Below are 25,939 nucleotides of genomic sequence, written 5' to 3' on the forward strand. Positions count from 1 at the left end.
TGCCCGTGACTGGTGACTGATCGTCACGCGATACGCACGGACTCCGGGCGGCAATCGGACCGGCACGGCGTCCAAGCGGGCAAGCCGGAGCCCACCCGCCCCCCGGACGCGTCATCCACACATCTCGCCGGTCGCCCCGGACCGCGCGGCGCCACGCGGCCCCACCGTCCGCGAACACCGGCAATCTGGGCCCGCCACCTGGCCGCCCACCGCTCGCGCGCTCGACACTAGGGAATTTCCGGTGTCGCGCATGAGATCACTTAGGAAGGCGACGCGCACCCCGACCGGAAGGAGCGGGAGTCCGATGAGAACCACGGAACGGTCGGCCCACCCCCACCGCACTCGCGCTTCCGTGCACATCCTCATCCGGGAAGCACGAGCCCGGCCGAACCCGTGCGTTCCCGACAGCAAATAGCCTCGGGCGAAACCCGGCAATTTGCTAATTCGGTTCCTCTTCAGACAGAGGAAGCGTCTTGTCGTGACGCCGAGAATAGGGATCCGGCGCGCGATGCCCGCTTCATGACCGAAATACACTTGGCCGGAATCAACACACTTCTCCCGCCTTTCGGAAACCGAGCCACCCAATCCGCAGCACGGGGACCGACGCGGTTCCGGCTGACGACGCTCCTCCTCCGACGCCCTGGTTCCGGTCCCCGCACCTGCGGAGCGAGGACCCGCGATGCGCACTCTGCTCGTCGACAACGACGAATCCTTCACCCACAACCTGTTCCATCGCCTCGCCGAGGTGAACAACCGGGAGCCCGAGGTCGTCCGCCACGACGCCCCCTCCTGGCGCCCAGGCCTGCTGCGGGACTTCGACAACGTGGTGCTCTGCCCGGGGCCGGGCACCCCGCACGACCGCGCCGGCACGGCGATCGATGCCGAGGTCTGCCGTCAGGACCGGCTGCCCGTGCTCGGCGTGGGTCTCGGCCACCAGACGATCGCGCTGGTGCACGGCGGCACTGTGGGCCGTGCGCCCTGGCCGTGCCACGGACGCGTCTCGCCCGTGCGGCACACCGGTACCGGGCTCCTCCGGCAACTGCCCAACCCGCTCGAGGTCGTCCGTTACCACGCGCTCGCGGTCACGGGTCTCTCCCCCGCCCTGGAGCCCACCGCCTGGGCGACGGACGACGGCGTGGTCATGGCGCTGCGCCACCGGAGTCTGCCGCTGTGGGGAGTGCAGTTCCACCCCGAGTCCTCCGGCACGGACACGGGCCGTCAACTGCTCGCGGGCTTCCGCGAACTGACGGAGGAATACCGGAGATCCCGCCCCGGCCCGCCCCTGTTCGCCGGTGCCCCGCCACGGCGGGCACCGGCAGTCACCGCCACCGGTGCGGGGAAGGCGCCGAAGCGGCTCCCGGGCGCCGGTGACCGTGCGCGGCACCCGCGCCGCAGGCTGCGGGTGCTGGCCGAACGGCTGGAGACGCGCTGGGAGGCGGAGACGGTCTTCGACCGCCTGTTCCGCTCCGGTGACCATCCCTTCTGGCTGGACAGCGGCCGGGCGGACGGCGGTCCGGGCCGGATGTCCGTCCTCGGCAACGCGGACGGGCCGCTCGCCCGGGTCGCCACCGCGCACGTGGTCAGGGGCAGCGTGTCCGTCCGGGCGCCGGGGTCCGCCGAGGTGGTCCGCAGTCCGTTCCTGCGCTGGCTCGACGAGGACCTGCGGTCCGTGACGGTGGAGGTCCCGGAGCTGCCGTTCGACTTCGCGCTCGGCTGGGTCGGCTGTCTGGGCTACGAGTTGAAGGCCGAGTGCGGCGGCACGAGGGCGCACCGGTCACCGACTGCGGACGCCGTCATGGTCTTCGCCGACCGTGCCGTCGTCCTGGACCACGGCACGGGCACCGCGTATCTGCTCGCCCTGGCCGAGGAGGAGGACGAGGGTCCGGCCCGGTCCTGGCTCACCGCCGTCTCGGCGCGGCTTGCCGCCGTGCCGCCGCTGCCCGTTCCGGCCGCCCGCATCCCGTCACCGGCCCGGCCGGCACGGCTGCGGCTGCGTCATGAGCGCGAGCGGTACCTCAAGCTCGTCGCCGCCTGCCAGGACGAGTTGACCGCCGGCCACACCCATGGGCTGTATCTCGCCAACATGATCGAGACCAGGACGGACCTCGACCCTTGGCAGGCGTACCGCACCCTGCGGCGGGTCGCCCCGGCGCCGTTCGGGGCGTTCCTGGGATTCGGCGCGCTGTCCGTGCTCAGCTCCGCCTCCGGGCGTTTCCTGCGCGTCGACCGACAGGGGTGGGTGGAATCGACGGTCACCGAGGGCTCCCGCCCCCGCGGGAGCACGCCGGAGGAGGACGCCCTGCTGGTCGCGGACCTCGCCACCAGTGAACGGGAGCGGGCCGCCCATCTGACCCTCGTCGACCTGGCGCGGCACGATCTGGGTTCCCGCGCCGAGGCCGCCGCCGTCACGGTCGATCCGCTGTTCGACGTGATGACGTGTCCCGCCGGGCACCGCCTGGTGAGCACGGTCCGGGCGCGGCTGCGCCAAGGCACCACGGCCGTGGCGGCGTTGCGTTCGGCCTTCCCGGGCGGCTCCGTGACCGGCGCTCCCAAGCCGCGGACGATGCGGGCCCTGGACCGGCTGGAGAGCGGGCCGCGCGGCGTACACACCGGGGCGATCGGTTACTTATCCCTTTCGGGAGCGGCCGACTTCGGCCTCGCCACCCGCACCGCGGTGCTGAGCGGCCGGCGTCTGCGCTACGGCGTCGGCGCCGCCGTGACCGCGCCGTGCGACCCGGACGCCGTGTTCGAGGAGACGGCACGCGAGGCCGAGCCACTGCTGTCCCTGTTGGGCGCACGGTTCCCGGGACACGGCACGCCGGAGGCCCCGGGTGTCGCCCTGCAGGGCTCGCGCGGGCGTCGGCTCTAGGTCTGCTCCGGATACCGCTCTGTGAGCGCGGGGCGACGTGCTCCTCGACAGCCCCCGTCCCGCGTCCGGGAATGTGCGCACCCGCTTCAACAGGAGGTCTAAGGATCTTCCGGCATCCGGCGTGAGATCACAGTGCCGGGCGATGCGGATCGCCCGGGGAGGTGCTCCCCCGTCCTGCCGGCCACCGATGAAAGGCACAAGGCACTTCATGGATTCCGCCCGACGGCCGATCCTGTTCGTCAGTCTCCCCGAGAGCGGCCTGCTGAACCCGCTGCTGGTGCTGGCCGGTGAACTCTCCCGCCAGGGCGTGGCGGACCTGTGGTTCGCCACCGACGAGCACCGCAGGGAGGACGTGCGCAGAACGGCGGAACGCGCACCGGTGCGGTTCGCCTCCCTCGGCGAGGTGATTCCCGAGCTGTCGGCCGTGACCTGGCCCGACGACGTCTACCGGGAGGTCACGCAGTGCTCCCGCTTCCGGGCCCACCGCGCCGTCATCAAGCAGTCCTACAAGCCCGCCCTCCAGGCCGAGAAGTTCCACCGGCTCCAGAAGATCGTCGACAGGGTCCGGCCGACGCTCATGGTTGTCGACTGCATGAGCGGTTTCGCCGTGGACCTGGCGGTCTCCCGGGGCATCCCCTTCGTGCTGAGTGTGCCGTTCCTGCCCAGCAACGTGCTGACCTCGCACAGTCCCTTCGCCAAGGGGCTCACCCCGCGTGACTTCCCCGTCCCGCACTCGGGGCTGCCGCGCCGGATGAACCTGGCGCAGCGGGTGGCCAACGAGTTGTTCAAGTTCCGTACCCTGGCCATGTTCTTCAACCCGGTCATGGGCAAGGTGCTGTCGAAGGACTCCCGTCTCCGCAAGGAGCTGGGACTTCCACCACCCAACCCGATGACGCGGATCGACAAGGCCGAGCTGGTGCTGTGCAACTCGGTCGCGGAGCTGGACTATCCGTTCGACATCCCGGAGAAGATGCGCCTGGTCGGCGCGGTGCTGCCGCCACTGCCGGAGACCACCGGAGACGATCCGGTGCGCAAGTGGCTCGACGACCAGTCGTCCGTCGTCTACATGGGCTTCGGCACCATCACCCGGCTGACCCGGGAGCAGGTGGGTTCCCTGGTCGAGGTGGCCCGCCGACTGGCGGGCGAACACCAGGTGCTGTGGAAGCTGCCCGCCGAACAGCAGCACCTGCTGCCGGCGTCCGATGAGCTGCCGGGCAACCTGCGCGTCGAGAGCTGGGTGCCCTCCCAGCTCGACGTCCTCGCCCACCCCGGCGTCAAGGTGTTCTTCACCCACGGCGGCGGCAACGGCTTCCACGAGGGCCTCTACTTCGGCAAGCCGCTGGTCGTGCGCCCTCTGTGGGCGCACTGCTACGACCAGGCCGTACGTGGCCGGGATTCGAGGGTGAGCCTGACCCTGGACCACCCGGAGACCATCGTCGTCGACGACGTCGTGGACAAGCTCACCCGGGTTCTGAGCGAACCGTCCTTCCACGAGAACGCGGAACGCATCGGCGCGCTCCAGCGCGCCGCGGGCGGCCGGACGGCCGCCGCCGACCTCATCCTCGGCCTTCCGGCCCTGGTCTGACCGGGAACGGCCTTCAGGCATCCCTGTCCACCGACCGCAACGGCACCGCGCACGGCGTCGCCTGTCGGAGTCGGTGATGGACTCGGCCGCCGCCTGCGGCGGATGGCGGCCGACGCCCGGTCCAGCGGCGCGTACGTCGCCGGACCGGGTGATGCCCTTGGCCACTTGGCCCAGTCGGGGCGGCGCTGGAAGACGAGACCCCTGCCATCGGCCGGTGCCGGCCGGTCACTCACGTACGCCCGCCGGCTCCACCGCCCTGCGGCGCAGGGAGAGGCCGGCCGGAACGACCGTCGAGATCACGGCGAGCACCGCGCAGGCACCCATGGCCGCCGCGAGCGCCGTCCACGGCATTTCGATGGACGTCCGCGCCGAGAGCAGGCCCAGCGCGCTCCACATGCCCACCATGTTGAGCCCGGCGACCAGCGCTCCCAGCACTCCACCGACCAGGACCACCATCAGAGCCTCGGCGCCGACCAGTAGAACGCACGGAACCTCCGGCCCGTCGTGGGAGGTCCGCAACGGCGTAACCGCGGCCTCCGTACAGGATGGGTACGCATCGTGCGTCCGGCCGCCCGCGAGTCAGGGCAGACGTGGCGGGCGGTCGGACGGTGACCGGTCCGGCCCGTGCGCGGCGCCCGCCACGGGGGACGGCGGTGGAGACGGCCGCGCGGGCGCCTTGTTCGGTCGTGCACGGGATACCTCCGGATCGGTCGCGAGCCAGCATCCGGCATCAGGCGGTCCTGGGGCAGTGGCCGAAGAGCCCACGGACAGGGGCCGACTGTCCCTGGTCGCAGTGATCACGACTCAGCGGGCGGCCGCCGCCCTGGTCGGCGATGGCGGCGGCCGCCTGCCCGGAGACGGGTGAGTCCGTCAAGGACGGTGCGGCTCCGCGCCCAAGGCGTCCGCCGTGGCCACCAGTGCCGCGCCGAGGCCGGTCAGCACGCCGCCCAGGCCCATGACCAGTGTGGTGAGGTGCCAGGCCTGGTAGGCGGACAACAGCGAGCCGCGCAGCGTTTCACCCATGAAGGCGGTCTGGCGCAACTGGGCGAGTTTCTCGTCGTCGTTCCCCGTGGCGTGCAGCTCATCGGTGATCTCGGCATACGTACGGCCGCCGGTCGCCTGAGCGACATGTTCCTTGATCAGCTCGGCGTAGGCGTGGGCCTGGGCGCCGGTCTCCACGCTCCGGCCGGCGAGAGCGGCGAGGCGGGCGGGCAGCCCGTGGTCCGGGAACGTGATCCGCTGCGCGGCCAGTTCGGTACGGATCTCCTTGCGACCCATACGGCCGCGCAGAACCATGACGGGTCCTGCGGCCATCAGGGCCGCGCCGGCCATCCTGACCAGTACGCCGGTCCGGCGGTGCGCACCATCCATGACATGCCTTCCTGTTTCTCTTCGTCGGCCTGGTTTTCCTGGTGGCGGACGCGGCGCGTACGAGGGCGCCGGGCGTCTCCGAGTCCGCGGACCGCGCGGGCGGCCGAGGCGGCGCCGGGTCGGCGACAGCTGAGGCGCAGCCGGCGGACTTCGGGCCCCCGTCGCAGGTACTCCACCGCGAAGACACCGCGGTCGCGCTGCTCGACTCGCGCGAGCAGCGGCTGCGGGTCGTGCGGCGCGACGAGCACCATGGCGCCGTCGGCCGGTACCGCGTCCGGCGCGCCGAAGACCGTGGCTTGACGCAGGGCATGGGGTACGGACCGCACGCCCAGTTCGGGCACGGCCTGCTCCTCCGCACCACCGCAGCCGCACATGCCGCCACGGCCACCGCCCTTCTTCCGCCTCGCCACCCGATATGTCCTCCACCATCTCAGGGCGCTGTGATCCGGAGGCGCCTCACGCGGGCGTGTCCGCGGCAGGTCCGGGAAGCCGGGCCGTCCGCCACCTCCCCGACGCGGCGCACCAGGCGGCCAGGCGCAGGTACGGGGACGTGGCAGACCACCGCCCGGCCGACGGCACCGGGCCGGACGGCGACCGGACCAGGAGCGCGCCGCGGCTGCCGCAGCCCGTGGACACGAGAAGACGTGGCCGGACAGCCGGACCTGACGGCCCGTGGCCACTCCCGGCCGGTCACAGGCCAGGATCGCCGTGCCGCGGCGGTCGGCGCCTGAGCCGACCGGCCCCCGGATGCTCCCCATGGTCCCTCGATACGGCTCCGAACGGCCCTCGGTGGAGGGGCGGCTCAGATGTTCCGCACGACACGCACGGCACGGATCGTGCGGGGGATCGTCGGCCGGTTCGTCGCATGACGCATCCGGCTCCGCCCGGACGGAGGTGAGGGCCGGGCCGGTAGGTGTCCCGACAGGGCCGTTCGGCCCCGGGCCCGGAGCAGGGCCCGGCGCCTGGCGTTCGTGGCCGTGGAGAACGACGAGATCGCGCGCCCGTCGCAGCGGCACGCAGGGCAGGGCCGGCCCTCGGCCGCCCGTCGGCTGCTGACCCGTCGCGAGGTGTCGGCCGACGGACGCGCTGTCTTCGGTGAAGGCGATCCCAGGTGGGAGGGGTTCCACCGTGACCGCTGGGCGCACGACGAGGTGGTGCGCTCCACGCACGGCGTGAACTGCACCGGCGGCACGGACTGCCCGGAGTACGAGCCGCGCGGTTGCCCGCGCGGTGCGTCGTTCTCCTGGTACACCTACTCGCCCAGCAGGGTCCGCTACCCGTACGTCCGGGCCGCTCCCGGCCGACCGGGAGGTTCGCGACACACTCTCAGGCCGATGCGGTCAGCTCCAGGGCGAGGACGGCCTCGACCGGGTCGGTGATGCGGGTGGTACGGCACCGGGACTTGCGCGGCAGTCGCCAGGTCGGGCACGCGTCATGGTCCGCGCTCTCCCGGTCATGTGGTGTGCCGGTCATCGGACGGTGAAGTCGGCCGCCTTGGTGTCCAGGGTCGTGGTGCCGTCCTTCGCGGTGGCCAGGACGGCGACGTGCCAGGCACCGCGCGGGGACGACTCGGCGTCGGCACCGGTGACCTTGACGGTGTAGGTGCAGCGCACGGTGTTCTGCCCGGAGGGCTTGCAGACGGCCGACTCCGCGGCGGCCATGTCCTCGGCGGTCAGCCCCTTCTCGGCGAAGGACGAGTTCTGCGGCCAGGCCAGCACCTTCACACTCTTGACACCGGAGGACGCCGTGACGTCGGTGACGAAGGCCAGCGAGCCGTCGCGGTCCCCGTCGGGAGCGGTGTAGCGGGCACTGCTGTGCGCCGGCGCCGGAGTCCGCTCCCCGGCGTGGGCGAGGGCGAGGGCACCGGCACCACCGAGGATGACGACACCGGCGGCCACGGACAGAGCGACACGTCGGGACATGGGATTCTCCGTAACTGTCTCAGCACTGGATCGGGTCGGCGCCACTGGACTGCGCCGCTGCACCGATACTCGCCGCGCGAGGGTGCGCCGGACATGAGCGCACCTACTCAACCCACCCTGAGTAAGCCGTCCTCGACGGTAGGCACCCAGGAACCGATCTCGACCTTGCCCTCGCTCCGGTCGATCACCTTGAAGTCCACGACCTCGCACCAGAAGGCCGCGGGCCTCTCCGGATCGTGGCAGTCAACCGCCCGCTCCGGCCCTGTCTTCATGTCAGCCGTCGACGGCGGGCATGTCGGGGCCGATGGTCAAGGTGACCGTGGCGGGGGCTGATTGCTCGGACAGCGTGGGTGCCACGCCGGGCAGGTGGCCGGCGAGCGCCTGAGCCTGCTCCGACTGGCCGCGGGCGTAGGTGAGGGTGGTTTCACTGACGCGGGTGGGAGCGTTGCCGGTGGCGGTGATCTGGAAGCCGAGGGCGCGCAGCTGGTCGGCGACCTTCAGCGCCGCGCCCTGGATGCCGGTGCCGTTGAGGACGGTGACGTGCACGGTGCTCGCGGGTGCGGGCAGCTGGGCCGTCGCCTTCCTCAGGTCGGCTTTGGTCGTCTCCTCGTCGTGGTTGAGGGCGGTGAACAGCTGCCGGGCGGCGGGCTGTTGCCAGGTGACGTTGGCCTTGTCGGTGGGCACGTCGTGCTCTCGCGGGTAGTTGGGGACGGTCAGGAAGGAGATCCGGTCGGTGGCTATGCCCTTCACGTTGGAGGCCAGGCTGTACAGGGGGTCGATGCCGGCCAGGTCGGGGTCGGTGGTCAGCGACTTGGTCGCGGAGTTCAAGAAGCCGTACAGGGCGGTGGGGTTGTACAGCTTTGATTTCGCGCGGTCGGCGAGGGACTGCATGAACTCCTGCTGGCGTCCGATGCGGCCGATGTCGGAGCCGTCGCCGATGCTGTAGCGGGCGCGGACGTAGCCGAGGGCCTTGTCGTCCTTGACGATCTGGCAGCCGGCCTCCAGGTCGAGGTGGGCCTTCTTGTCGTGGATGGCCTGCTTGGGACAGACCTCAACGCCGCCCAGGGCGTCGACCATGCCGGTGAAGCCGCGAAAGTCCACGATCAGGAAATGGTCGATGCGCACATGGGTGTTGGCCTCGACGGTCTTGATGGTGCAGGCGGCGGCCTTGGCCGTGTCGCCGGTGGTGCCGCCGATCGCGAACGCCTCGTTGATTTTGAAGTGGTGCGGGCTGGACGTCGAACCGTTGCCCCGGTCGCAGGCAGGTACCTCTACCCAGGAGTCGCGGGGGAAGGAGACGACGGTGGCCCATTTCCCGTCGCCGCCGGTGTGCAGCAGCATCAGGGTGTCGGACTGCATCGTCGTGAGGTTCTTGCCGTAGGCAGTCCCCATGCCTTTGCGGCTGTCGGAGCCGATGACCAGGATGTTCTGGCCTCCGCGGGTGGCCTTGGGCCGGTTGTCGCCCAGCGCGTCGCCCAGATCCGCTCCCTTGATGTTGCCGTTGAGGTGCGTGTACGCCCAGCCGCCCACTCCAGCCACGCCGAGGACGAGGACCGAGGCGGCGAGCGCCACCCAACGGCCGATCCGCCGTTGGGGACGCCTGCGCCGACGCCGCCCGGCCGACTCCTGGTTCTCTACGGGAGGTACGGATCTTCTGTGTCCTGCCATGACAGCTCAAGTCCCTTGTTCCGTGCGCTGCTCGCGCGGTGTGAAGAAGCGGCCCGGCCGCCGCGCGGGCAATTCCTGCGAGGCGGCGCCCTTCGCTGCGCTGCCGCTCGGGCCCAGGCGGCAGCGCAGCAATCGCTCAGCCGAGGATGGGAATCAGGCCGAGGGCGAAGAGCACGTAGAAGCCGGCCGCGACCGCGAGGCGTGCCGGGGTGAGCTTGTTCGCTCGCATGGTCAGCAGCAGGTAGATGATCGCCACCATCGTGATCAGCCCGGACCACAGCAGCGCGGCATCGAAGTGCCAGCCGGTGAAGAGGAGGCCAAGGCCGGAGGGGACGGTGGCCTGGATCATCATCGCGCCGGAGATGTTCGCCAAAGCGAGCTTGGTCTTGCCCTGGCGCACCCAGATCACGGCGTTCATGATTTCCGGCAGTTCGGTGGCGATCGGGGACAGCAGCAGGGCGGTCACCGAGGCGGACAGGCCGATCATCGGGCCGATGGCGTCCAGCTGTTTCACGAACAGCTGCGAGGCGAAGAAGATCACCGCGAGGGTGCCCAACGTCTGGGCGATGACGGCCCAGGTGGCCGGAGAGGCGGCCTTGGGCTGGAACTTCAGCGGCTCCAGCTCCTCCTCCTCGCCGTCCTCGTCCTGGCCACCGCGGATCTCCCGCCAGAAGTAGACCGCGTAGGCGGCGAAGAACAACAGGCCCAGTACAGGCTTGAAGGCGAAGGCGACCAGGCCGAGCGCCACCTTCACGATGAAGATCGGCAGGAACCACTTCTGGTCCTTGGCCAGCCGCTTCATGTCCTTCGCGGTACCCAGGGCCTGCTCAGTGCCACTGGCCGACCGGGCGGGCGTGTCGGGGCCGCTGCCACCTGCGGCGACCAGCGCGGCAGTGCGCTCACGCTCCTTGCGGCGCTTGAGCAGCAGCATGGCGCCGGTGACGCCGTAGGCGACGGTGGCCAGCGCCAAAGGGCCGCCCATCGCGGCGCCGACGCCGATGTCCTTGGCCTCGGCAGTCGCGCCGGTGGTCACCGCGACGAGCGTGACCACGGACTCGGGCAGTGCGGTGCCGAAGGCGGCCAGGATCGTGCCGACCGCCATCTTGCCGACGTCGAGGCGCTCGCCGAGCCACTCGACGGCGTTGACGAACCACTCACAGGAGAGATAGATCGCCACCGCGCAGACGATCAACAACACGAAATGGATCACGGTCTCGGTTCAGCCTTCCCGTAGCGGCGAGGGCTTCGAGAACAACCGCGCGAGGGGAATGGCGGCAGCTTCGACCCCGCCGACACGCATACGTCGTCGACAAAGGGCCGAAGGTCTCGCCCACCCGCACGCAGCGCGGGCCCGGCCACCGGGAACCCGGTGCTGGGTTCCAGTGTGTCGACGACCGGTATTGCAGAGCTACTCCCCTTCGCGACCGCCGAGCATACATGGTGGTCCGCCATGTCCCAAGATCCGCCCGGACAGCAAGCAGGGCCCCTCACAGCCGTTGGGCACGTCGACCGGTCCGGCGCGGTTGCTGTTGGCGCTGATGCTGGGCGCCGGCTGACGGGCGAACGATGTCCCATGGCGGGGGGCGATCGTGGCGTGTGGCAGAGGCTGGGCGCGGCTACGACCGGCGGCGCCCGAAGCTCTGGCGTTCCCCGTAAGACTGGCGTCGGCTTCGTCCCCTCGCGCGCAGGCGGGCGTGCCTGTGCCGCCTGTGGTGTGGGTTTCACCCTCCGACGGGCCGACGCCGTAGGACGGTGAGCACCGGGCCGAGCGCGAGAATGGCGCCGAGAACGGCGAAGCCGTGGGTGAGGGTGGTGAGTGAGGCGACCGTCGCGACGAGCAACGGGCCGCCCGCGTCGCCGAGTTCGCGGCCGAGTTCGGCGGCGCCCATGGTCTGGCCGAGACGCTCCGTGGGGGTGCTTGCGGCAAGGGCGGCGAAGCCGAGCGGAGTGATCAGACCGGTTCCGGCGCCGATCAGCGCGGCACCCAGGAGCAGCCCGGTAAGTCCCGGCAGCATGGCACAGCCCAGTCCCGCGGCGGTGAGCAGCAGCCCTGCCGAGATGCCCGTACGGGTCGTCAGCCGTCCGTGGTCCAGGGCCCGTCCGGCCTTCGGCTGGACCACGGCCGCGCAGGCGGCCAGGACCGAGACGGCGGCACCGGTGGCCACCGTGCCCAGACCTGCCGCCCGGCCTGAGACCGGCAGGAAGCCCACCCCGACCGAGAGTGCGGCGGTCGCCGCGGCCAGGGCCGACGTCGGGGCGAGGAAGGCCGGGTCGGCCAGGCGGCGGGCCAGGTCGAGTACCGTCTGCCGGACCCTGGGCAGCGGCGGTACGACCGGGACGGCGAGCGCGGCCCACACGGCGACCCCCGCCCCGAGCACGGCCAGGACGGTGAACAGCAGGCGCAGGCCCCCGGCCCACACCAGCACTCCGCCGAGCAGTGGGCCGAGCGTGTAGCCGATCGACTTGTAGAAGCCGTAACCGCCGAAGGCCCGGCCGCGCTTGGCCGCCGGGGTGAGGCGGGCGACCAGCGCGGAGGCCGACGGGGAGAAGGCGGAGGCCGCGGCGCCCTGGCCCAGGCGCGCGGCCCACAGCCGGCCGGGGCTGTCCGCGACGACGTACAGGGCGGACGCGGCGGCGAAGGCGACGAGTCCGCCGAGCAGGACCGGGCGTGCGCCGATCCTGTCGGCGAGTGTGCCGAACAGCGGCTTGAGCAGTACCTCGGCACCGTCGTACAGGGCGAGAAGGCCGCCGAGCACCAGCAGCGAGGTGACCGCACCCTGGGCGTGGCCGCCGAGGTTGGCGGCGATTCCGTGCGCGCCGAAGGCGGTGGTGAACCCCGCGGCGTACAGCGGCCACATGCGCCGGGCCGGAGCCGCCTGCACCGTGGGGGCCGTGCTCACTGTTCCCCCTCCGGGGCCTGGTGCAGGGTGGCGAAGACGCGCTCGGCGTAATCCTCGCAGGCGGCCACGCACTGCCAGAGCCGCTCGCCGGCCTTCGCCGCCTCCGGGGTCCCGAACACGTCGCGTGCCGTCAGGTCGCGGTGCCGGCGCCGCAGCCGCTCCAGCGACTGCTCCTCTTCCTCCAGCTCAGCCGACGTGAGCTTGGCCGTGCGGATCTCCTTGGCGAGCTCCGCCTCGAACTTGCCGCAGTCGGCGAGGAACTCCGCCCAGTCCGCGGACCGCGCGGCAGCGAACATCTCCTGGAGACGGACGGCGTCCTCAGGTCCACGCCCGGAGGCGTTCAACGTCACGACCTGGCCGTCCGTCCGCTCGGTCAACCTGACCGCCCGCGCAATGCCGTCGGCGAAGACCGGGACGTCCGGTACGGCCCAGATGCCCTGGCCGAGCGAGAGCGCCCCGATCCTGCGCAGCTCCCGCCAGACCGCCACACGGCGCCGCGACGGCTGGGCAGGCAGTTTGATCACCAGGATGAGCCAGCGGCTCACCGGTCCCAGGGTCGCCACACCATGGAATGTAGCAAGCGTCACATCCAGGTGCGTACAAGTGGGTGAACGTGAGGGGGGCGGCGGTCCAGCTCATGCATCACCAGGTGAGCCGGCCAGTGCAGGCGCGGGCAGGGCTCCGTGGCGCAGTCGGAGCAGGGCCCGGCCGCGCCATCGGGCCTGGCTCGTTGCCACGCACCAGTCGGGATGCTGGGCGGCGACGTCGGCGAACGCCTCGACGAGAACGACCTGTTGCCGCATCAGGCGGCGTTCGCCCAGTCGTCGGCCGGCGGAGTCAGACCGCACCGCTCACGAGTCGCACGGGAAGGTGGTGGCCGAGCTGGAGAACAACGGCCGCACCGCTGTGGTGGTCCTGCGTGACGGGGTGCCGGTGGGGGTGCTGGGGATCGCGGACCGGCTGCGCCCGGACGCGGCGGCCACCGTCGCCGCGCTCACCCGGCTGACCGGCCGCGCCCCGATACTGCTGACCGGCGACAACGAGCGTGCCGCGCGGTACCCGGCCGCCGAGGTCGGCATCACCGAGGTCCGCGCCGGACTGCTGCCACAGGACAAGGTGGCCGCGGTGCGGGAGTGGGAGGCCGAAGGAAAGCGGGTGCTCGTCGTCGGTGACGGAGTCAACGACGCCCCCGCGCTGGCCGCAGCGCATTCCGGGATCGCGATGGGCAAGGCCGGCTCCGACCTCGCCCTGGAGACCGCCGACGCCGTCGTCGTCCGCGACGAACTGGCCACCATCCCGTCCATCGTGCAGCTGTCCCGCACCGCGCGCCGCCTCGTCGTCCAGAACCTGGTCATCGCCGGGGCGTTCATTACCGTCCTGGTCGCATGGGACCTGATCGGCACACTCCCCCTGCCGCTGGGCGTCGCCGGGCACGAGGGCTCCACCGTCATCGTCGGCCTCAACGGCCTGCGCCTCCTGCGCGAGGCCGCCTGGCCCCGACTCACCAGGGACACCGCGTGAGCAAACGCGCCCGACGTGTCGCCCCCGCCCCGGGGGCGGCGCGGCCCACCGTCACTGTCTGCCGCGGCTGCTGCTGCGGCACCCCCAAGGTCGCCGGCCTCGACCACATCACCCAGCTCCGCGACCTGCGCCAGGCACTCGACGGCACCGCGACCGTACGGGTCACCGACTGCCTCGACGCGTGCGAACACGCCAACGTCATCGTCGTCCAGCCCTCCACCGAGGGCCGCGAGAACGGCGGCCGCCCCGTGTGGCTCGGCCTGGTCAACGACCCCGACGCCACCGCCGACATCACCACCTGGGTCAAGGAAGGCGGACCGGGCATCACCGAACCGCCCGGCATTCTCGACCTCTACGCCTTCCGGCCCTCCCGCCGCGTCCAAGCCGGACTCCACGGCGAATAGGAACTCCAACCCTCCACCCCGAACCCGCGTGCCCGAGGCTCTTCACAGGTCGCCGGGCGCTCGGGTTTCCACGTATCCCTGTCCTGGAATCCACGAACCCGCGCGCTTCGCGCAGGCCGGCGCGGAAGTGCCCGGTGCGCAGGTCGTCGACGAAAGCGGTGACGGTGAGGAGGTGGTGGTCGGCGGTGAAGCGAGGCAGGGCTCACTCCGAGGTCCCGGAGGCGTCCCGCCCTGTGCGTTGGGAACGGAAGCCGGGTCGACCTCGTCATTGACTGCCGGAGCATTCCATCTGAGCCCGTTGAGAGGGTTCTCCGCGAAGTACCCCTTCTCGACTGCGGTGTTGAGCACTTCGTCGAACGCGGCACTCTTACGCCGAGCCGTCCTGGCCGCAGCAGCCATCGCTCAAGCGTTCCGACTCGCTCCATCACCGACCACAGCGCAAGTACTCAGCACCCCCCGGGTACATGACGACCATGTGGCAGCGCGGCACCGATCGGCTCCATGGCCCTGGCGGCCGTCACGACAGGGGCTGTTCCGCCCAGATGACCTTTCCGTCGGTGGTGTAGCGGGTGCCCCACCGTTCGGTGAGCTGGGCGACGAGGAAGAGCCCGCGCCCGCCCTCGTCCTCGCTCCTGGCGCGGCGCAGCCTGGGTGAGGTGCTGCTGCCGTCGGAGACCTCGCAGACGAGTGCGCGGTCGCGGAGCAGCCGTAGCCGGACCGGGCCGGTGGCATATCGGATGGCGTTGGTGACCAATTCGCTGGCGACGAGTTCGGTGGTGAAGGCCAGGTCGTCCAGCTCCCATTCGGCGAGCTGCGCGGTGACCGCCGCGCGGGAGCGGGAGACGACCGTCGGGTCGCTGGGCAGGTCCCACTGGGCGACCTGTTCCGCGCCGAGCGCACGGGTACGGGCGACGAGCATGGCGACGTCGTCGCCCGGCCGGGCCGGGAGCAGTGCGTCGAGGACCGCCTCGCAGGTGTCCTCCGGGCCGCGGCCGACGCAGGCGAGCACGGTGCGCAGCGTGTCCAGGCCGACGTCGACGTCCCGGGACCGATCCTCGATCAAGCCGTTGGTGTACAGCACCAGTTGGCTGCCCTCGGCCAGCTCCAGCTCGACGGTCTCGAAAGGCACCCCGCCGAGCCCGAGCGGCGGCGTCGGCGGCAGGTCGACGAAGTCCACCGTGCCGTCGGGGGCGACCACCGCGGGCTGGGGGTGTCCGGCGTGGGTGAAGGTGCACCGCCGGGACACCGGGTCGTACACGGCAAGCAGGCACGTGGCGCCGATGATCCCGGAGTCCGGGTGTGTGGGCTCCACCGCCCAGCCCTCGCCCCGGTCGAGCCTGCCCACCAGGTCGTCCAGGTGGGTGAGGAGGTCGTCGGCCAGCAGGTCCAGGGAGCAGAAGTTGTGCACGGCGGTGCGCAGCCGGCCCATGGTGGCGGCGGCGTGCAGTCCGTGACCGACCACGTCACCCACCACCAGCGCCACCCGGGCACCAGACAGCGGGATGACGTCGAACCAGTCGCCGCCCACTCCGGCCTGCGCGGGCAGGTAGCGGTAGGCGACCTCGACGGCGCTCTGCTCGGGCCGGCCCCGGGGCAGCAGGCTGCGCTGCAGGGCGAGAGCCGTGTTGTGCTCGCGCGTGTAGCGGCGGGCGTTGTCGATGCAGATCGCCGCACGGGCGGCCAGTTCCTGGGCCAGGGACAGATCGTCGTCCTCGAAGGGGACCGGTTTGCGGGAGCGGTAGAAGCTCACCACGCCGAGGGTGGCGCCGCGGGCCTGCAGCGGCACCGTGATCAGGGAGTGGATGCCCGCCGCGAGGATCCGATCACCCCGCGGCGGATCCTGGGCGAACCAGCCGCCGGCCTCGGCCAGGACGGGTTCGAGCAGGGGCTGCCGACTGTCCAGACTGCAGGCCTGTGGCGTCGACGGCGCGAACCGCATCTCTTCGCCGACACCGTACAGGGGAGAGTCCTCGTCCACGGCCCTCAATGCCACCCGGCGCAACGCCGTGCCCACGCGGAACGGCTCGGGCTCCTCGCCGCACAGCACGGCACCGGGCAGGTCGACGGCGGTGAAGTCGGCGAACCGGGGGACGGTCACTGCCGCCAGCTCCTCCGCGGTCCGGGTGACGTCCAGCGTGCTGCCGATGCGCAGGCCGGCCTCGCGCAGCAGCTCCAGACGCCGGCGGGCCTGCACCGCCAGCCGGCCGACGCCGGTCTCACCGACGAGCAGCGGCCAGCCTTCCCCTCCTCCGTCGTCGTGATCGTCCGTTCCGTTCCGGACCCGCGTGGGCGGCTCGTCGGCTGCGGATGCCGGAGGGGGCGCGGTCACTGCCGTGAGCAGGGCGGCCGGGGGTGTTCCGTCCGGCTTCGGCGCGGCAGGAGGGTTCGCGGGCGGGACGGTGCCGGTGGCCGCCGAGGACGCCCGGTAGGGCTCCGCCGAAGCGCCGGGTCCGACGGCGATCGGGCTCGGGCCACCGAGTATGCGGGCCTCGACGACCACGCCGGTCTCGCCCGCCGCTCCGGTGACCGGGCGACGCCGTAGCGTGGCGACCCGCCCGCCGGAGAGGATCACCTCGTCCAGCGTGCGGTGCGAGGAGGCGATGAGTGCCTCGGCCTTCTCACGCAACAGGGCCAGGTCGATCCGGCCGAGTTCCGCCCTCTCGTATCCGGTCTCCTGGCCCGACGGCGTGCGCTCGGGCCAGGACCATCGGGGCGCGCCGTGGCGTGCCCGTCGGTAGGCGGCGAGCAGGACCCGTTCCCGTTCCGTGGCCTGCTCCAGGAGCCGCGTCTCGATGTCGTGAACGGCATCGCGGGCCAGTCGCAGCATGGCGGGGTCGCTGTGTTCGCGCAGGCAGGTGAGGTCGACGATGCCTTCGATGCGTCCGCTGAGCGGGTTGCGGACGGGCGCGCCCGCGCAGGCGAACGGCAACAGGAAGTCGGCGAAGTGCTCGCGGCCCACGACATAGATCGGGCGGCGTCCGGCCAGCGCCGTGCCCACGCCGTTGGTGCCCGAGGCCCCTTCGGAGGCGTCGCATCCGGGGGCGAACCGCACTTTGTCGAGGCACTGGAGGAGCTTCCGGCCGCCCCCGCGCCGCTGAACCATCCGACCGTGCTCGTCGCAGAGCACGACCGTCACGCCCATATCGGCGAGCGACGCGGACAGATCCGCCAGCACCGGCTCGGCAGCGCTCAGGAACCGATCGTCCAGCCCCAGACCGAACGAGCGGGGGAACACCATCCGGTCCGGCTCGAAGCCCGCGAACCGGCACCGCTTCCAGGAGTCGAGCACCGAGCCACGTACGTCCGCTTCGACCAGCGCACCGGACAGGAAACGTTCATGGGCATCGACAAGCCCGCCGATGTCATCCCACGCGATGGGCACTGGGATCACTTCCTCGCATGAACGTGCCCCCGGCCGCGCCGCCGCTCGACTGGTCCGGGGTCCTCTCCACGCAGTTTCACCGTAGGTCCCCTGCGACACGAACCACAACACACGACGTGTGGAGGCCGGCCGCTGGGAAGGCCCGCGAGGACCTCTCGCCGCACCACCGGGTGTCCAACGCGTCTGCGGTGAAGCCCCGCATCACCGGGACAGTTCGTGCGCAAGCGCGTGGCGGAACTGCTCCTCGGTGGGCGTCCAGGCCGGCGTGGGGTCCTCCTTCGGGCGGCCGCGCTCAGCGATCACGCGGTGGACGTGCTCGGGCGAGCGCTCGTGCGGGTCGCCGAAGGTGGCGGGCAGAGCCACGTCCTCGGGGCGGTCCCGGTACCTCCCCCGGTAGGGCGCGGGCGGGGTGAACGGGTGGTGCGGGTCCGGGTAGGAGACGAACAGCGACGGCGAGGACGTCCAGGTGCGGGGTCAGGCCGGCAGGCCCACCGCCGAAGGCCGGTGTGGTCGGCTCGCATCCGGTCGGCGACCAGGACGAGCGCGTCGCGGACCGGTGGCCGGCTCGTCATACCGATTCCTTGATCATCGAGAAGACGGTGGCGCGCAGTTCGGCGAAGCAGGGCTCGGGCACGGTGGCGATCTGGTCGCGCCACCCGGGCAGGTCGACGTCGATGATCTCCTTGACCCGGCAGGAGTGCTGCGCAGCACCACCACCCGCCGGCGGCGGCCAAGGATGTCCGGAAACCGACTCGGTCATGTGGACCCGGTGCTCGTACGAGCGTGCGACGACGTCCTGCGGCCACCGTCCGGCGCCGGGTCGGCCGGTCCGGGCAACCCGCTGGGACCGGCTTCCGGGACCGGGCGTCCGGGGGCCGACTCGGTGCTTTCGCCGAGGAAGCCGCCCGACTGGTGCTGCCACAGCTTGGCGTAGGCACCGTCCGCCGTGAGCAGTTCCTCGTGGGTACCCTGCTCGACGACGCTTCCGCGGTCGAGGACGACGAGGCGGTCCATGCCGGCGACGGTGCTCAGGCGGTGGGCGACCACGAGGGCCGTACGTCCGTCCATCAACCGCCACAGCGCGTCCTGAACGAGGAGCTCGCTCTCCGAGTCCAGCGCGCTGGTCGCCTCGTCGAGCAGCAGGATCGGGGCGTCGCGCAGGATGGCCCTGGCGAGGGCGACGCGCTGGCGCTGGCCGCCCGAGAGTTTGACTCCCCGCTCCCCCACCAGAGTGGCGAAACCGTCGGGGAGCTGGTCGGCGAACTCCGTGACGTGCGCGGCCATGGCCGCCGCGTGGATCTCCTCGTCGGTGGCGCCGGGCCGGGCGAAGGCGATGTTGTCCCGCAGGCTGCGGTGGAACATGGCGGGTTCCTGCGGGACGTAGGCAATCAGTGAGCGCAGGTCGGTCTGGCGCAGCCGGCTGATGTCCTGACCACCGATCAGGATGCGTCCGTCGTCAATGTCCGACATCCGCAGCAGGAGCCGGGTGAGCGTGGTCTTGCCGCCGCCGGACCTGCCGACCAGGCCGATCCGTGCGCCTGCCGGCACGTCCAGGTCGAGACCCTGGAAAATCGGCTTCGCACCCGTGTGGGCGAAGGTCACCGCCTCGAAGCGGATGCCGGTGTCCCGCGGTGCGAGCGGTTCGGGTTTCGTCGGGTCGAGCACGGTGGGCGGATCCAGCAGCAGTTCCGTGAACTGCGCGGCCTCGGTCATCGAGCTTTCCAGACGCCGGTAGATCTGGTTGAACTCGAACATGATCTGTGTGGCGTTGGAGTAGTAGGTGAAAGCGACGACGATCTCCTCGACTCCCTGGCCCGAGCCACCGAAGGCGATGGCGACCAGCAGACCCAGCACGTTGGTCAGCACGGACATGGGGGCGACCAGGGTGTCGACGCGCAGATTGCCGTAGTCCCACGACCTCAGCGTCAGGCGTCGGGAGTCCGCGACACGGCTGCGGTGTTCGTCGGCCTCCCGCCGCTCGGCCGCGAACGCCCGGATGGTCTCCATGTTCATGAGGCTGTCGGCGACGTCGCCGGAGACCCGGGCGATCGCCGCCTCACGGTCGTTGACGAGCCTCTGCCGGCGACGGACCAGAGGCGTCGCGGCCACCACGGTCAGCGCGATCATCACAAGAAGGCCGACGACGAGCATCGGTTCGTAGCTCCACAGCACCACGGCACCGAACACCAGGGGGACGAGACTGCCCACGATCCGGTACGTCACCGTGTCGACGAAGTCCTCGAAGCGCTTGCCGAAGCTGAGCACCCGTTTGGTCAGGGAGCCGGCGAAGTTGTCGTGGAAGAACGCCGCGTCCTTGGCGAGGAGTTCGTCCATGCCGCTCACGTACAGGTGTTCCATGCCGAGGGCGTCCACGCGGTTCAGGCAGTGCTGCCCGATCCGCCACACGGCCTCGGCGAGCAGCAGCGTCACGCCGAAGCCCAGCACGTACGGCAGCGCCGAGCTGAGGGTGAGGCCGCCGTCGTGGGCGGCCTGTCCTGCCAGTTTGGCGATCAGCAGGGGGGCGACGTAGCGGATGCCGATGTTGCCCACGGCCGGCAACAGCAGCGCGGGCAGGGCCAGCAGTCGTAGTCGCAGCAGTTCCCGGCCGTAGCGGCGTAGTGCCAGAACGACCGCGCTCCTGCCCGGCGTCGGCCCTCGCGTATCTGTTGTCCCCATCACACTCCCGGAGGTTCGGAAGTCGGAAGTCTCCCGTCTGCAGAGTTTCCCAGTCCAGGCATTTACCGCGGACTGGCGAGAACCGGACACCGCCGTGTTCAACGTACGCAGCGGACGCATCCGGCGGTGAGCTTGCGGTAGTTGGTGCAGCCGTCGTCGTAGTTCAGGGCCCAGCGCATGTTGGGCTCGGGGTCGGAGGCACCGGCCGTTCAGTGCCAGGCATCCTTCTGGATGGCTGGGATGGCGGCGGGGTTGGCGACGGAGGCCATCTGGCTGTCGTCGACTGTGGTGGCGAGACGCGGTCCACCCCCACTTCGGCGCAGCCACGCACGACGAGTCGGAGGCCGGCGCCAACCGCTCGCTCGTCGAACGCGGACGCACCGTGATCGTGGTGGCCGACTCCTCGAAGCTGGGCCGCCGGGCATTCGCCCGGGTGTGCGCACTGGACGCGGTGTCGATCCTGGTGACGGACAAGGACTCCCCTGAGTCGTTCGTCGAGGAAATCGTGGCGCAGGACACCGAAGTTCTCTGCGTGTGAACCAGGTTGGGTCCGCGTCGGACATGGCGTGTGATCGCTGGGGCATCCGCACCGCCGACACGGTCGTCGACCTCGGCGGGTGTGCCGTAGCCGGCCGCAGAGCGACTGGCCCGCAGGATGGACGGGTGGACGGGCGTCCCGACCGGCCGGCTGTTCCACAACACGGTGGAAACAGCGGAGCCACGGGTGGCAGCAGCCCTCGATGCTCCCAACGTGTGCTGCACTCGTATTCGGTGAGCAGCTTCCGGCGCGGCGACCGACAAGATCTGCTGGTACTCCGGCGCGAGCGCCTCCACGCCGATCCCCTCGACCCGCGGCGGCAGGACGGAGCGCTCCGCCGGGCCTTCCGTACGGGGACACGGACACGGTCCGCTGCCGGGCCGCACGGGCCCCCGCCCGATGTCTGGTCAGGGAATGCGGGCCACGCCCGCGTAGATGCCACTCTCCTCCGGTGAGGGCAGTTCCTGGTCGGCGCCGTACCACTCGGTGGCGGTGACCAGGCCGGGCGGCACCAGCTCCAGTCCGTCGAAGAAGCGGGCCACCTCCTCCCGGGTGCGGAAGCTGAGGCGGATGCCGCCCTTGGCGTACTGGGCGATCACTTGCTCCGCCAGCTCGGGGAAGAGGTCGATCGCGGCGTGCGAGAGGACCAGGTGGCTGCCGGACGGGAGGACGTCGACCAGGCCCTTGACGATGCCGTGGGCGTTCTGGTCGTCGCCGATGAAGTGCATCAGGGCGATCAGCGACAGGGCGATCGGCCGGTCGAAGTCCAGCACTTGTCGGGCGTGCCGCACTATCTCGTCCGGCTCGCGCACATCGGCCTGGATGTAGTCCGTGGCCCCCTCGGGACAGCTGGCCAGCAGGGCCTCCGCGTGCCGCAGCACGATCGGGTCGTTGTCGGCGTAGACGACCCGGGCGGTGGGCACAGTCCGTTGCACGACCTGGTGAAGGTTCGGCTCGGTCGGGATGCCGGTGCCGATGTCCAGGAACTGGTCGACACCCTGGGCGGCGAGGTAGGCCGCCGCCCGGTGCATGAACGCGCGGTTCTGCCGTGCCGCGTCCCGCGCTTCGGGCGGCAGCGTCTCGCCGACCGCCTCGTCCACAGGGTAGTTGTCCTTACCGCCCAGCAGCCAGTCGTAGACCCGCGCGGGGTGAGCCCGGCTGGAGTCGATGCGATGAGGCTGCGAATGGTCCGTCGTCATAGCAGACTCCGTCGTCCGGGAGGTGAAGCGCCGCCGCCTTTTGATCACCGTACTCGGTCGCGTTCCGGGCCATATGCCGAACTGGCCGGCGACGGCGTGCCGTTCAAAGGCCGGGACCGCACTGCGCGCGTGGGCCGGCGCTTCTTCCCGACAGCTGACAGCCCCGCTGGACTTTCGCGGCTGTCGGCACGGGTCGTTGAGGATGTGTCGGGCGAAGGTGAGGTGATCCCCCTGTCGGCGCGAACCCGGCAGGAGGCGGTACCCGCTCACCGCTGTCCCAGCAGGAGCGCATCCGTTCCTCACCGAAGGCGGACGCGGCGCCGAGGGGAACCACCTGCTGAGGATGAGTCAGTTCGCGGTCAGCAGTGGACGGACGACGTAGCCGGCGGAGTCGACGCCGGAGCGGCCGCCTTCGACCAGCGCGGCAGCGGCGATACGGGAGTTGTACGCGGTCAGCCAGCCGTTGGTGCTGTCGCCTTCCTCAGCGGTGCCCGTCTTGGCGCCGACGCCCGCCAGCCCGCCCAGGCGCGGTGCCGCGGTACCGCTGGTGGCCACGCTGCGCATCATGGATTGCAGGTATCCGGCTGTACGGGCGGAGATGGGCCGCGGCGCGGTGTCCTGGTACTGGCCCGGCAGGATGATCGGCTGCTTGAAGCCGGCGTTGCGCACAGTGGCCGCCACGGACGCCATGAAGAGTGGCGTGGCCGCGACCTTGCCCTGGCCGATGAACTGGGCTGCCTGGTCGCCGCGCTCAACGTCCGGCGGAATGCTCGGGTCGGTGGTGGCGACCCCGCCGCCGATCGACCAACTGCCCATGCCGAACACGTTCACAGCCTCGTCGTGCAGAGCGGAGGCGTCCCCGTCGTGCACCAGGTAGCGGAAGCCGTCCTTGATGAAGGAGGTGTTGCACGACACGGTGAACGCCTGGGCGATCGTGGCGTCGGCGTCGGCCCTCACGCCCGAGTCGTTGTGGAACGACTGGCTGTTGGCGATCAGAGACTCCGTGCACGGGGCAGGACTGCTCGGAGTGAGGCCCGCCTGGTCGAACAGGGCGGCAGAGGTGATGATCTTCATGGTGGAGCCCGGCGACTTGATGCCGTTGATGGCGATGTCACCGTCCGCGCCCGTGTGGGCGATCGCGAGGATGTGGCCGTTCCTCCAGTCGAGCGCCACCGCGCCGGCCGCCTTCTCACCCAGGTGTTCGTCCTTCACGGCACCCTCGGCCACGGCCTGGAGGCGCGCGTCGATGGTCGTCTCGATCACCGGGGCCTTCCCCTTGGAGAAGACCTGCAGCGTCTCGACGCCTGCTCCACCGGCGTCGACCACGGCCACACCAGTGCCGGTGCTGCCACCGGTGGGCGTGGCGTTCTTGCGGATGGTCTCCGTAATGTCCCGTAGCGAGGGGAACGTGACCAGGTCCGTCTTCCCATCGCTGGCGACGACCCTGGCGGTGCTCGCGTCGGCGGGAAGCGCGCCTGCGGTCAACGACTGGTCCTCGCCCAGTCCGGGGTAGAGCACCGAGTTGTTCCAGTGCACGGCCATCTGGCCGCCCGTGCTCTGCACCACCGCCACTGCGCTCGGGTAGATCCAGGTTCCGCCCGCCACCTGGGCCGTGACGAGGAAGGTGACCTTGGTGGCGCCTGGCGTCACCATCGACCGACCCACCGCGGTGACCTGACCGAAGGTCAGCTTTTTCAGGTCCAGCCCGTCGGTGTACTCCCGCAACGCCCGCGCGGCCGCGTCCGGCGCGTCGGTGTCGCTCGCCGCGCCGTCGAGGTGCTGCTTGGACCAGCTGTCCAGGAACGCCCGGGTCAGCTTCACGGCCTTGGCGTCCGACGGCGGTGAGCTTGATACGGCCGCTGCGTCGACGGAGTGCCCGGCCTCGGCCCGACCGCCGCCCGCAGCTCCGGAGGTCAGCCCGTGCACGATGTTGTACGCGCCGATTCCCCCGGTGACGAGCAGCGCCGTGCAGGTACCGGCAATGCCGATCTTCACAGCTCTGTTCATGCGACGGATCGTATGTTTGCTTCGCGCTGTGCAGGCACCGGCTTTCGATAGATCGTTATCGGACCGTCAAGTTGTCCCTTGGCGACCTCAGCGGCCACCGCCTGAAGGACCATGCCGAGTGGGGCTGCGGGAACGCCGAGATCGCCCAGGGAGGGAAGCGGATCGGGTTCCACCTCGACCGGGGCAGCGCCCTACTCCTCCTGCGCACTTCACAGGACCTGGAGAGGCCGCGAGAGGTACTGCCGTGGAATACGCGGACGGCTCGCTACGACAAGCGCGGCCACGTCGGTACCGCAACCGCAGCAGCCCTCGCCGTCCGGCTCCGAACATGACCGCCCGGACAAGGGGCGTGTATCGAAAGTGGCTGGTTGTGACTCTGTGGCCTGTGTTTCTATGGCGGAGTGAACATCGAAAGCTCCGGGGTGCCTGATGAGAGGCCGAGCCGCTGGATCCGGCAGAGGGCTGATGGTGACGTTGAGGAGTGCGTGCGGGTCCTCGCGGAGGTCCATGCGCGCGACGGCTATCCGGTGAACTGGCCGGATCAGCCTGACGAGTGGCTGTCACGCGGTCCCCTGCTGGGCTCCTGGGTTGCCGAACTCGAAGGCGGCCTGGTTGGGCATGTCAGTTTGTCGCAAGGCGGCGAAGGCGATCTGGCCCCGACGTTGTGGAGCGAGCGGAACGGGTCGACGCGGGGTATGACCGCCGTGGTCAGCAGGTTGTTCGTTGCCCCGCAGGCGAGGGGACATCGGATCGGTGCGCTGCTGATCGGCCGAGCAGTGGAGGAAGCGCGGCGTCGTGGCCTGCATCCGGTGCTCGACGTCGTCGCATCCGATACCGCGGCGGCGGCCCTGTATGAGCGGCTGGGCTGGAAGCTGATGGCCACAGTCGTGCAGCAGTGGAGTCCGCACCAGACGGTGACCGTCCGCTGTTACGCAGCGCCATCGTGACGTGGCCATTCACAGCCACTCGTTGATGGCCGCGACGAGGACGGCCGCCTCGTAGCGGACCGCGAGCTTGTCATACCTCGCGGCCACAGCCCGGTGGCTTTTGAGGCGATTGATGCCGCATTCGACTGCGTGTCGAGCTTTGTAGTCCTGTGGGTCGAACTTCGGCGGCCGGCCGCCGTGCGAACCGCGTTTCTTGCGGTTGCGGGCCTGGTCGGCCTTGTCCGGGATGGTGCAGCGGATCCCGCCGCCGCAGGTAGGCGCGGTTCTTCCGGGAAGCGCATGTCTTGTCGGCCCGCACGCGATTGGGCCGGGTGCGCGGCCTGCCCGACCCAAGACGCGGGACACGGATCTTGTTCAGGACCGGCTCGAACTGCGGGGAATGGCCCCGCTGCCCGGCCGTGATCACGATGGACATGGGCTTCTGGCCCTGTTCGACAGCCAGGTGCAACTTGGTGGTCAGGCCGCCGCGCGAGCGCCCGAGTCCGTGGTCGTCCGGCTCGACGGTGACGCCGCCAGGCGGCTCCTTCTGCAGCTCCCCTTTTTCCTCTCCCCGGCGGCGTGCTGGTGGGCCCGGCACACGGTGGAGTCGACGTTGATGTCTCAGGTGATCAGTCCTTTCGCGTCGGCCCGGGCCTGGGGCTCGGTGAAGATCCGATGCCAGGTGCCGTGCCGTTGCCACCGGCGAACAGGTCGTATATCCGGCCCCACGGCCCATACTCGGCGGGCAGGTCCCGCCATGGGATGCCGGTGCGAACCCGGAACCGTATGCCGTTGATCAGCTGCCGCCTGGCCCACGTCGGTGGCCGTCCGGGCTTCTTCCCCCTTCGGGAACAGCGGTTCCAACACCGCCCATTGCGCGTTCGTCAGATCTCCACGCGTCACGAACCGAGATCACTCCCAACGTCGAGCCTGGCGACATCTGCCTGATCGCATGCCACGTCTGGGACACG

At 70.8% G+C, this 25,939-nt stretch carries 21 protein-coding genes and 3 pseudogenes; 7 read left to right on the forward strand and 17 right to left on the reverse strand.

What is annotated here, in order from left to right; genetic code table 11:
• Positions 1-679: 679 nt before the first annotated feature.
• Together ACFY3J_RS13565 and ACFY3J_RS13570 are read left to right on the forward strand one after the other, a co-directional pair.
• Positions 680-2,869, forward strand: a complete 2,190-nt coding sequence (locus ACFY3J_RS13565) for a chorismate-binding protein (RefSeq protein WP_390840890.1) — start codon at positions 680-682, stop codon at positions 2,867-2,869.
• 208 nt (positions 2,870-3,077) lie between these two features.
• A complete protein-coding gene (locus tag ACFY3J_RS13570; protein ID WP_390840891.1) occupies positions 3,078-4,454 on the forward strand; it encodes a glycosyltransferase in 1,377 nt (458 codons plus the stop codon).
• A gap of 225 nt (positions 4,455-4,679) precedes the next feature.
• On the opposite strand, the gene ACFY3J_RS13575 is transcribed toward ACFY3J_RS13570, so the two are convergent.
• The 3 genes from ACFY3J_RS13575 to ACFY3J_RS13585 form a co-directional block, all read right to left on the reverse strand.
• Positions 4,680-4,973, reverse strand: a complete 294-nt coding sequence (locus ACFY3J_RS13575) for a hypothetical protein (RefSeq protein WP_384179806.1) — start codon at positions 4,971-4,973, stop codon at positions 4,680-4,682.
• A gap of 351 nt (positions 4,974-5,324) precedes the next feature.
• Entirely contained in the window at positions 5,325-5,825 is a 501-nt protein-coding gene (locus tag ACFY3J_RS13580; protein ID WP_384179804.1) for a hypothetical protein, read from the reverse strand.
• Positions 5,768-6,235, reverse strand: coding sequence for a DUF2249 domain-containing protein (locus ACFY3J_RS13585; RefSeq protein ID WP_384179802.1), 468 nt, complete (start codon positions 6,233-6,235; stop codon positions 5,768-5,770). Before ACFY3J_RS13585 ends, ACFY3J_RS13580 begins: the two co-directional genes overlap by 58 nt.
• Positions 6,236-6,802: 567 nt before the next feature.
• Between ACFY3J_RS13585 and ACFY3J_RS13590 the strand changes: the two are divergent.
• Positions 6,803-7,114 (forward strand): annotated as a pseudogene (locus tag ACFY3J_RS13590) (hypothetical protein); the annotation flags it as partial.
• A gap of 37 nt (positions 7,115-7,151) precedes the next feature.
• Here ACFY3J_RS13590 and ACFY3J_RS13595 read toward each other — a convergent pair.
• The 7 genes from ACFY3J_RS13595 to ACFY3J_RS13625 form a co-directional block, all read right to left on the reverse strand.
• Positions 7,152-7,298, reverse strand: a complete 147-nt coding sequence (locus tag ACFY3J_RS13595) for a hypothetical protein (RefSeq protein WP_384180092.1) — start codon at positions 7,296-7,298, stop codon at positions 7,152-7,154.
• A complete protein-coding gene (locus ACFY3J_RS13600) occupies positions 7,295-7,747 on the reverse strand; it encodes a DUF5707 domain-containing protein (protein WP_384179800.1) in 453 nt (150 codons plus the stop codon). Before ACFY3J_RS13600 ends, ACFY3J_RS13595 begins: the two co-directional genes overlap by 4 nt.
• 107 nt (positions 7,748-7,854) lie before the next feature.
• The gene (locus ACFY3J_RS13605; protein WP_384180090.1) at positions 7,855-8,019 is read right to left on the reverse strand and encodes a hypothetical protein; all 165 of its coding nucleotides are present in this window, start codon (positions 8,017-8,019) and stop codon (positions 7,855-7,857) included.
• Position 8,020: 1 nt separating this feature from the next.
• Entirely contained in the window at positions 8,021-9,319 is a 1,299-nt protein-coding gene (locus ACFY3J_RS13610; RefSeq protein ID WP_390840892.1) for an LCP family protein, read from the reverse strand.
• A 232-nt stretch (positions 9,320-9,551) separates the two neighbouring features.
• Positions 9,552-10,625, reverse strand: a complete 1,074-nt coding sequence (locus tag ACFY3J_RS13615) for a sodium:calcium antiporter (RefSeq protein ID WP_384179796.1) — start codon at positions 10,623-10,625, stop codon at positions 9,552-9,554.
• Between the two features lie 511 nt (positions 10,626-11,136).
• A complete protein-coding gene (locus tag ACFY3J_RS13620) occupies positions 11,137-12,273 on the reverse strand; it encodes an MFS transporter (RefSeq protein WP_384180065.1) in 1,137 nt (378 codons plus the stop codon).
• Between the two features lie 38 nt (positions 12,274-12,311).
• On the reverse strand, positions 12,312-12,878 hold the full coding sequence (locus tag ACFY3J_RS13625) for a Chromate resistance protein ChrB (protein WP_390840893.1): 567 nt from the start codon (positions 12,876-12,878) through the stop codon (positions 12,312-12,314).
• Between the two features lie 307 nt (positions 12,879-13,185).
• On the opposite strand from ACFY3J_RS13625, the pseudogene ACFY3J_RS13630 reads away from it, so the two are divergent.
• Together ACFY3J_RS13630 and ACFY3J_RS13635 are read left to right on the forward strand one after the other, a co-directional pair.
• A pseudogene (locus ACFY3J_RS13630) lies at positions 13,186-13,836 on the forward strand (HAD-IC family P-type ATPase); the annotation flags it as partial.
• Positions 13,833-14,240 (forward strand): (2Fe-2S) ferredoxin domain-containing protein, encoded by a 408-nt coding sequence (locus ACFY3J_RS13635; RefSeq protein ID WP_384179792.1) that lies wholly within the window; start codon positions 13,833-13,835, stop codon positions 14,238-14,240. The pseudogene ACFY3J_RS13630 and the gene ACFY3J_RS13635, both read left to right, overlap by 4 nt.
• A gap of 517 nt (positions 14,241-14,757) precedes the next feature.
• Here ACFY3J_RS13635 and ACFY3J_RS13640 read toward each other — a convergent pair.
• From ACFY3J_RS13640 to ACFY3J_RS13655, 4 genes are all read right to left on the reverse strand, one after another.
• Positions 14,758-17,622: a SpoIIE family protein phosphatase gene (locus tag ACFY3J_RS13640; RefSeq protein ID WP_390840894.1), complete on the reverse strand. Its 2,865-nt coding sequence runs from the start codon at positions 17,620-17,622 to the stop codon at positions 14,758-14,760.
• 201 nt (positions 17,623-17,823) lie between these two features.
• Positions 17,824-17,985, reverse strand: a complete 162-nt coding sequence (locus ACFY3J_RS13645) for a hypothetical protein (protein ID WP_384179788.1) — start codon at positions 17,983-17,985, stop codon at positions 17,824-17,826.
• Positions 17,986-18,190: 205 nt separating this feature from the next.
• Complete coding sequence (locus ACFY3J_RS13650) at positions 18,191-18,382, reverse strand: hypothetical protein (RefSeq protein WP_390840895.1); 192 nt, start codon at positions 18,380-18,382, stop codon at positions 18,191-18,193.
• Positions 18,379-20,298: an ABC transporter ATP-binding protein gene (locus ACFY3J_RS13655; RefSeq protein WP_390840896.1), complete on the reverse strand. Its 1,920-nt coding sequence runs from the start codon at positions 20,296-20,298 to the stop codon at positions 18,379-18,381. The genes ACFY3J_RS13650 and ACFY3J_RS13655 overlap by 4 nt, the downstream gene beginning before the upstream one ends.
• Positions 20,299-20,581: 283 nt before the next feature.
• Here ACFY3J_RS13655 and ACFY3J_RS13660 point away from each other — a divergent pair, with 283 nt between their 5' ends.
• A complete protein-coding gene (locus tag ACFY3J_RS13660; protein ID WP_390840927.1) occupies positions 20,582-20,836 on the forward strand; it encodes a hypothetical protein in 255 nt (84 codons plus the stop codon).
• A gap of 407 nt (positions 20,837-21,243) precedes the next feature.
• Here ACFY3J_RS13660 and ACFY3J_RS13665 read toward each other — a convergent pair whose 3' ends face one another.
• Both ACFY3J_RS13665 and ACFY3J_RS13670 read right to left on the reverse strand, forming a co-directional pair.
• Entirely contained in the window at positions 21,244-22,035 is a 792-nt protein-coding gene (locus ACFY3J_RS13665; RefSeq protein ID WP_384179782.1) for an SAM-dependent methyltransferase, read from the reverse strand.
• Positions 22,036-22,383: 348 nt separating this feature from the next.
• Positions 22,384-24,042 (reverse strand): penicillin-binding transpeptidase domain-containing protein, encoded by a 1,659-nt coding sequence (locus ACFY3J_RS13670; RefSeq protein WP_390840897.1) that lies wholly within the window; start codon positions 24,040-24,042, stop codon positions 22,384-22,386.
• A 485-nt stretch (positions 24,043-24,527) separates the two neighbouring features.
• Between ACFY3J_RS13670 and ACFY3J_RS13675 the strand changes: the two genes are divergently transcribed.
• Entirely contained in the window at positions 24,528-24,989 is a 462-nt protein-coding gene (locus tag ACFY3J_RS13675; protein ID WP_384180061.1) for a GNAT family N-acetyltransferase, read from the forward strand.
• Positions 24,990-24,998: 9 nt separating this feature from the next.
• On the opposite strand, the pseudogene ACFY3J_RS13680 reads toward ACFY3J_RS13675, so the two are convergent.
• A pseudogene (locus ACFY3J_RS13680) lies at positions 24,999-25,871 on the reverse strand (IS5 family transposase).
• Positions 25,872-25,939: the final 68 nt, after the last annotated feature.

This window comes from Streptomyces sp. NPDC001231 (assembly GCF_042896885.1).
GTDB lineage: Bacteria > Actinomycetota > Actinomycetes > Streptomycetales > Streptomycetaceae > Streptomyces.

Excerpts from the sequence above, each read along its gene's own strand:
- ACFY3J_RS13595 (WP_384180092.1), bottom strand. The coding sequence starts at position 7,298 with ATGACCGGCACACCACATGACCGGGAGAGCGCGGACCATGACGCGTGC.
- ACFY3J_RS13570 (WP_390840891.1), top strand. The coding sequence starts at position 3,078 with ATGGATTCCGCCCGACGGCCGATCCTGTTCGTCAGTCTCCCCGAGAGC.
- ACFY3J_RS13580 (WP_384179804.1), bottom strand. The coding sequence starts at position 5,825 with ATGGATGGTGCGCACCGCCGGACCGGCGTACTGGTCAGGATGGCCGGC.
- ACFY3J_RS13650 (WP_390840895.1), bottom strand. The coding sequence starts at position 18,382 with ATGACCGAGTCGGTTTCCGGACATCCTTGGCCGCCGCCGGCGGGTGGT.
- ACFY3J_RS13670 (WP_390840897.1), bottom strand. The coding sequence starts at position 24,042 with ATGAACAGAGCTGTGAAGATCGGCATTGCCGGTACCTGCACGGCGCTG.
- ACFY3J_RS13655 (WP_390840896.1), bottom strand. The coding sequence starts at position 20,298 with ATGGGGACAACAGATACGCGAGGGCCGACGCCGGGCAGGAGCGCGGTC.
- ACFY3J_RS13665 (WP_384179782.1), bottom strand. The coding sequence starts at position 22,035 with ATGACGACGGACCATTCGCAGCCTCATCGCATCGACTCCAGCCGGGCT.
- ACFY3J_RS13620 (WP_384180065.1), bottom strand. The coding sequence starts at position 12,273 with ATGTGGCCGCTGTACGCCGCGGGGTTCACCACCGCCTTCGGCGCGCAC.
- ACFY3J_RS13605 (WP_384180090.1), bottom strand. The coding sequence starts at position 8,019 with ATGAAGACAGGGCCGGAGCGGGCGGTTGACTGCCACGATCCGGAGAGG.
- ACFY3J_RS13600 (WP_384179800.1), bottom strand. The coding sequence starts at position 7,747 with ATGTCCCGACGTGTCGCTCTGTCCGTGGCCGCCGGTGTCGTCATCCTC.
- ACFY3J_RS13565 (WP_390840890.1), top strand. The coding sequence starts at position 680 with ATGCGCACTCTGCTCGTCGACAACGACGAATCCTTCACCCACAACCTG.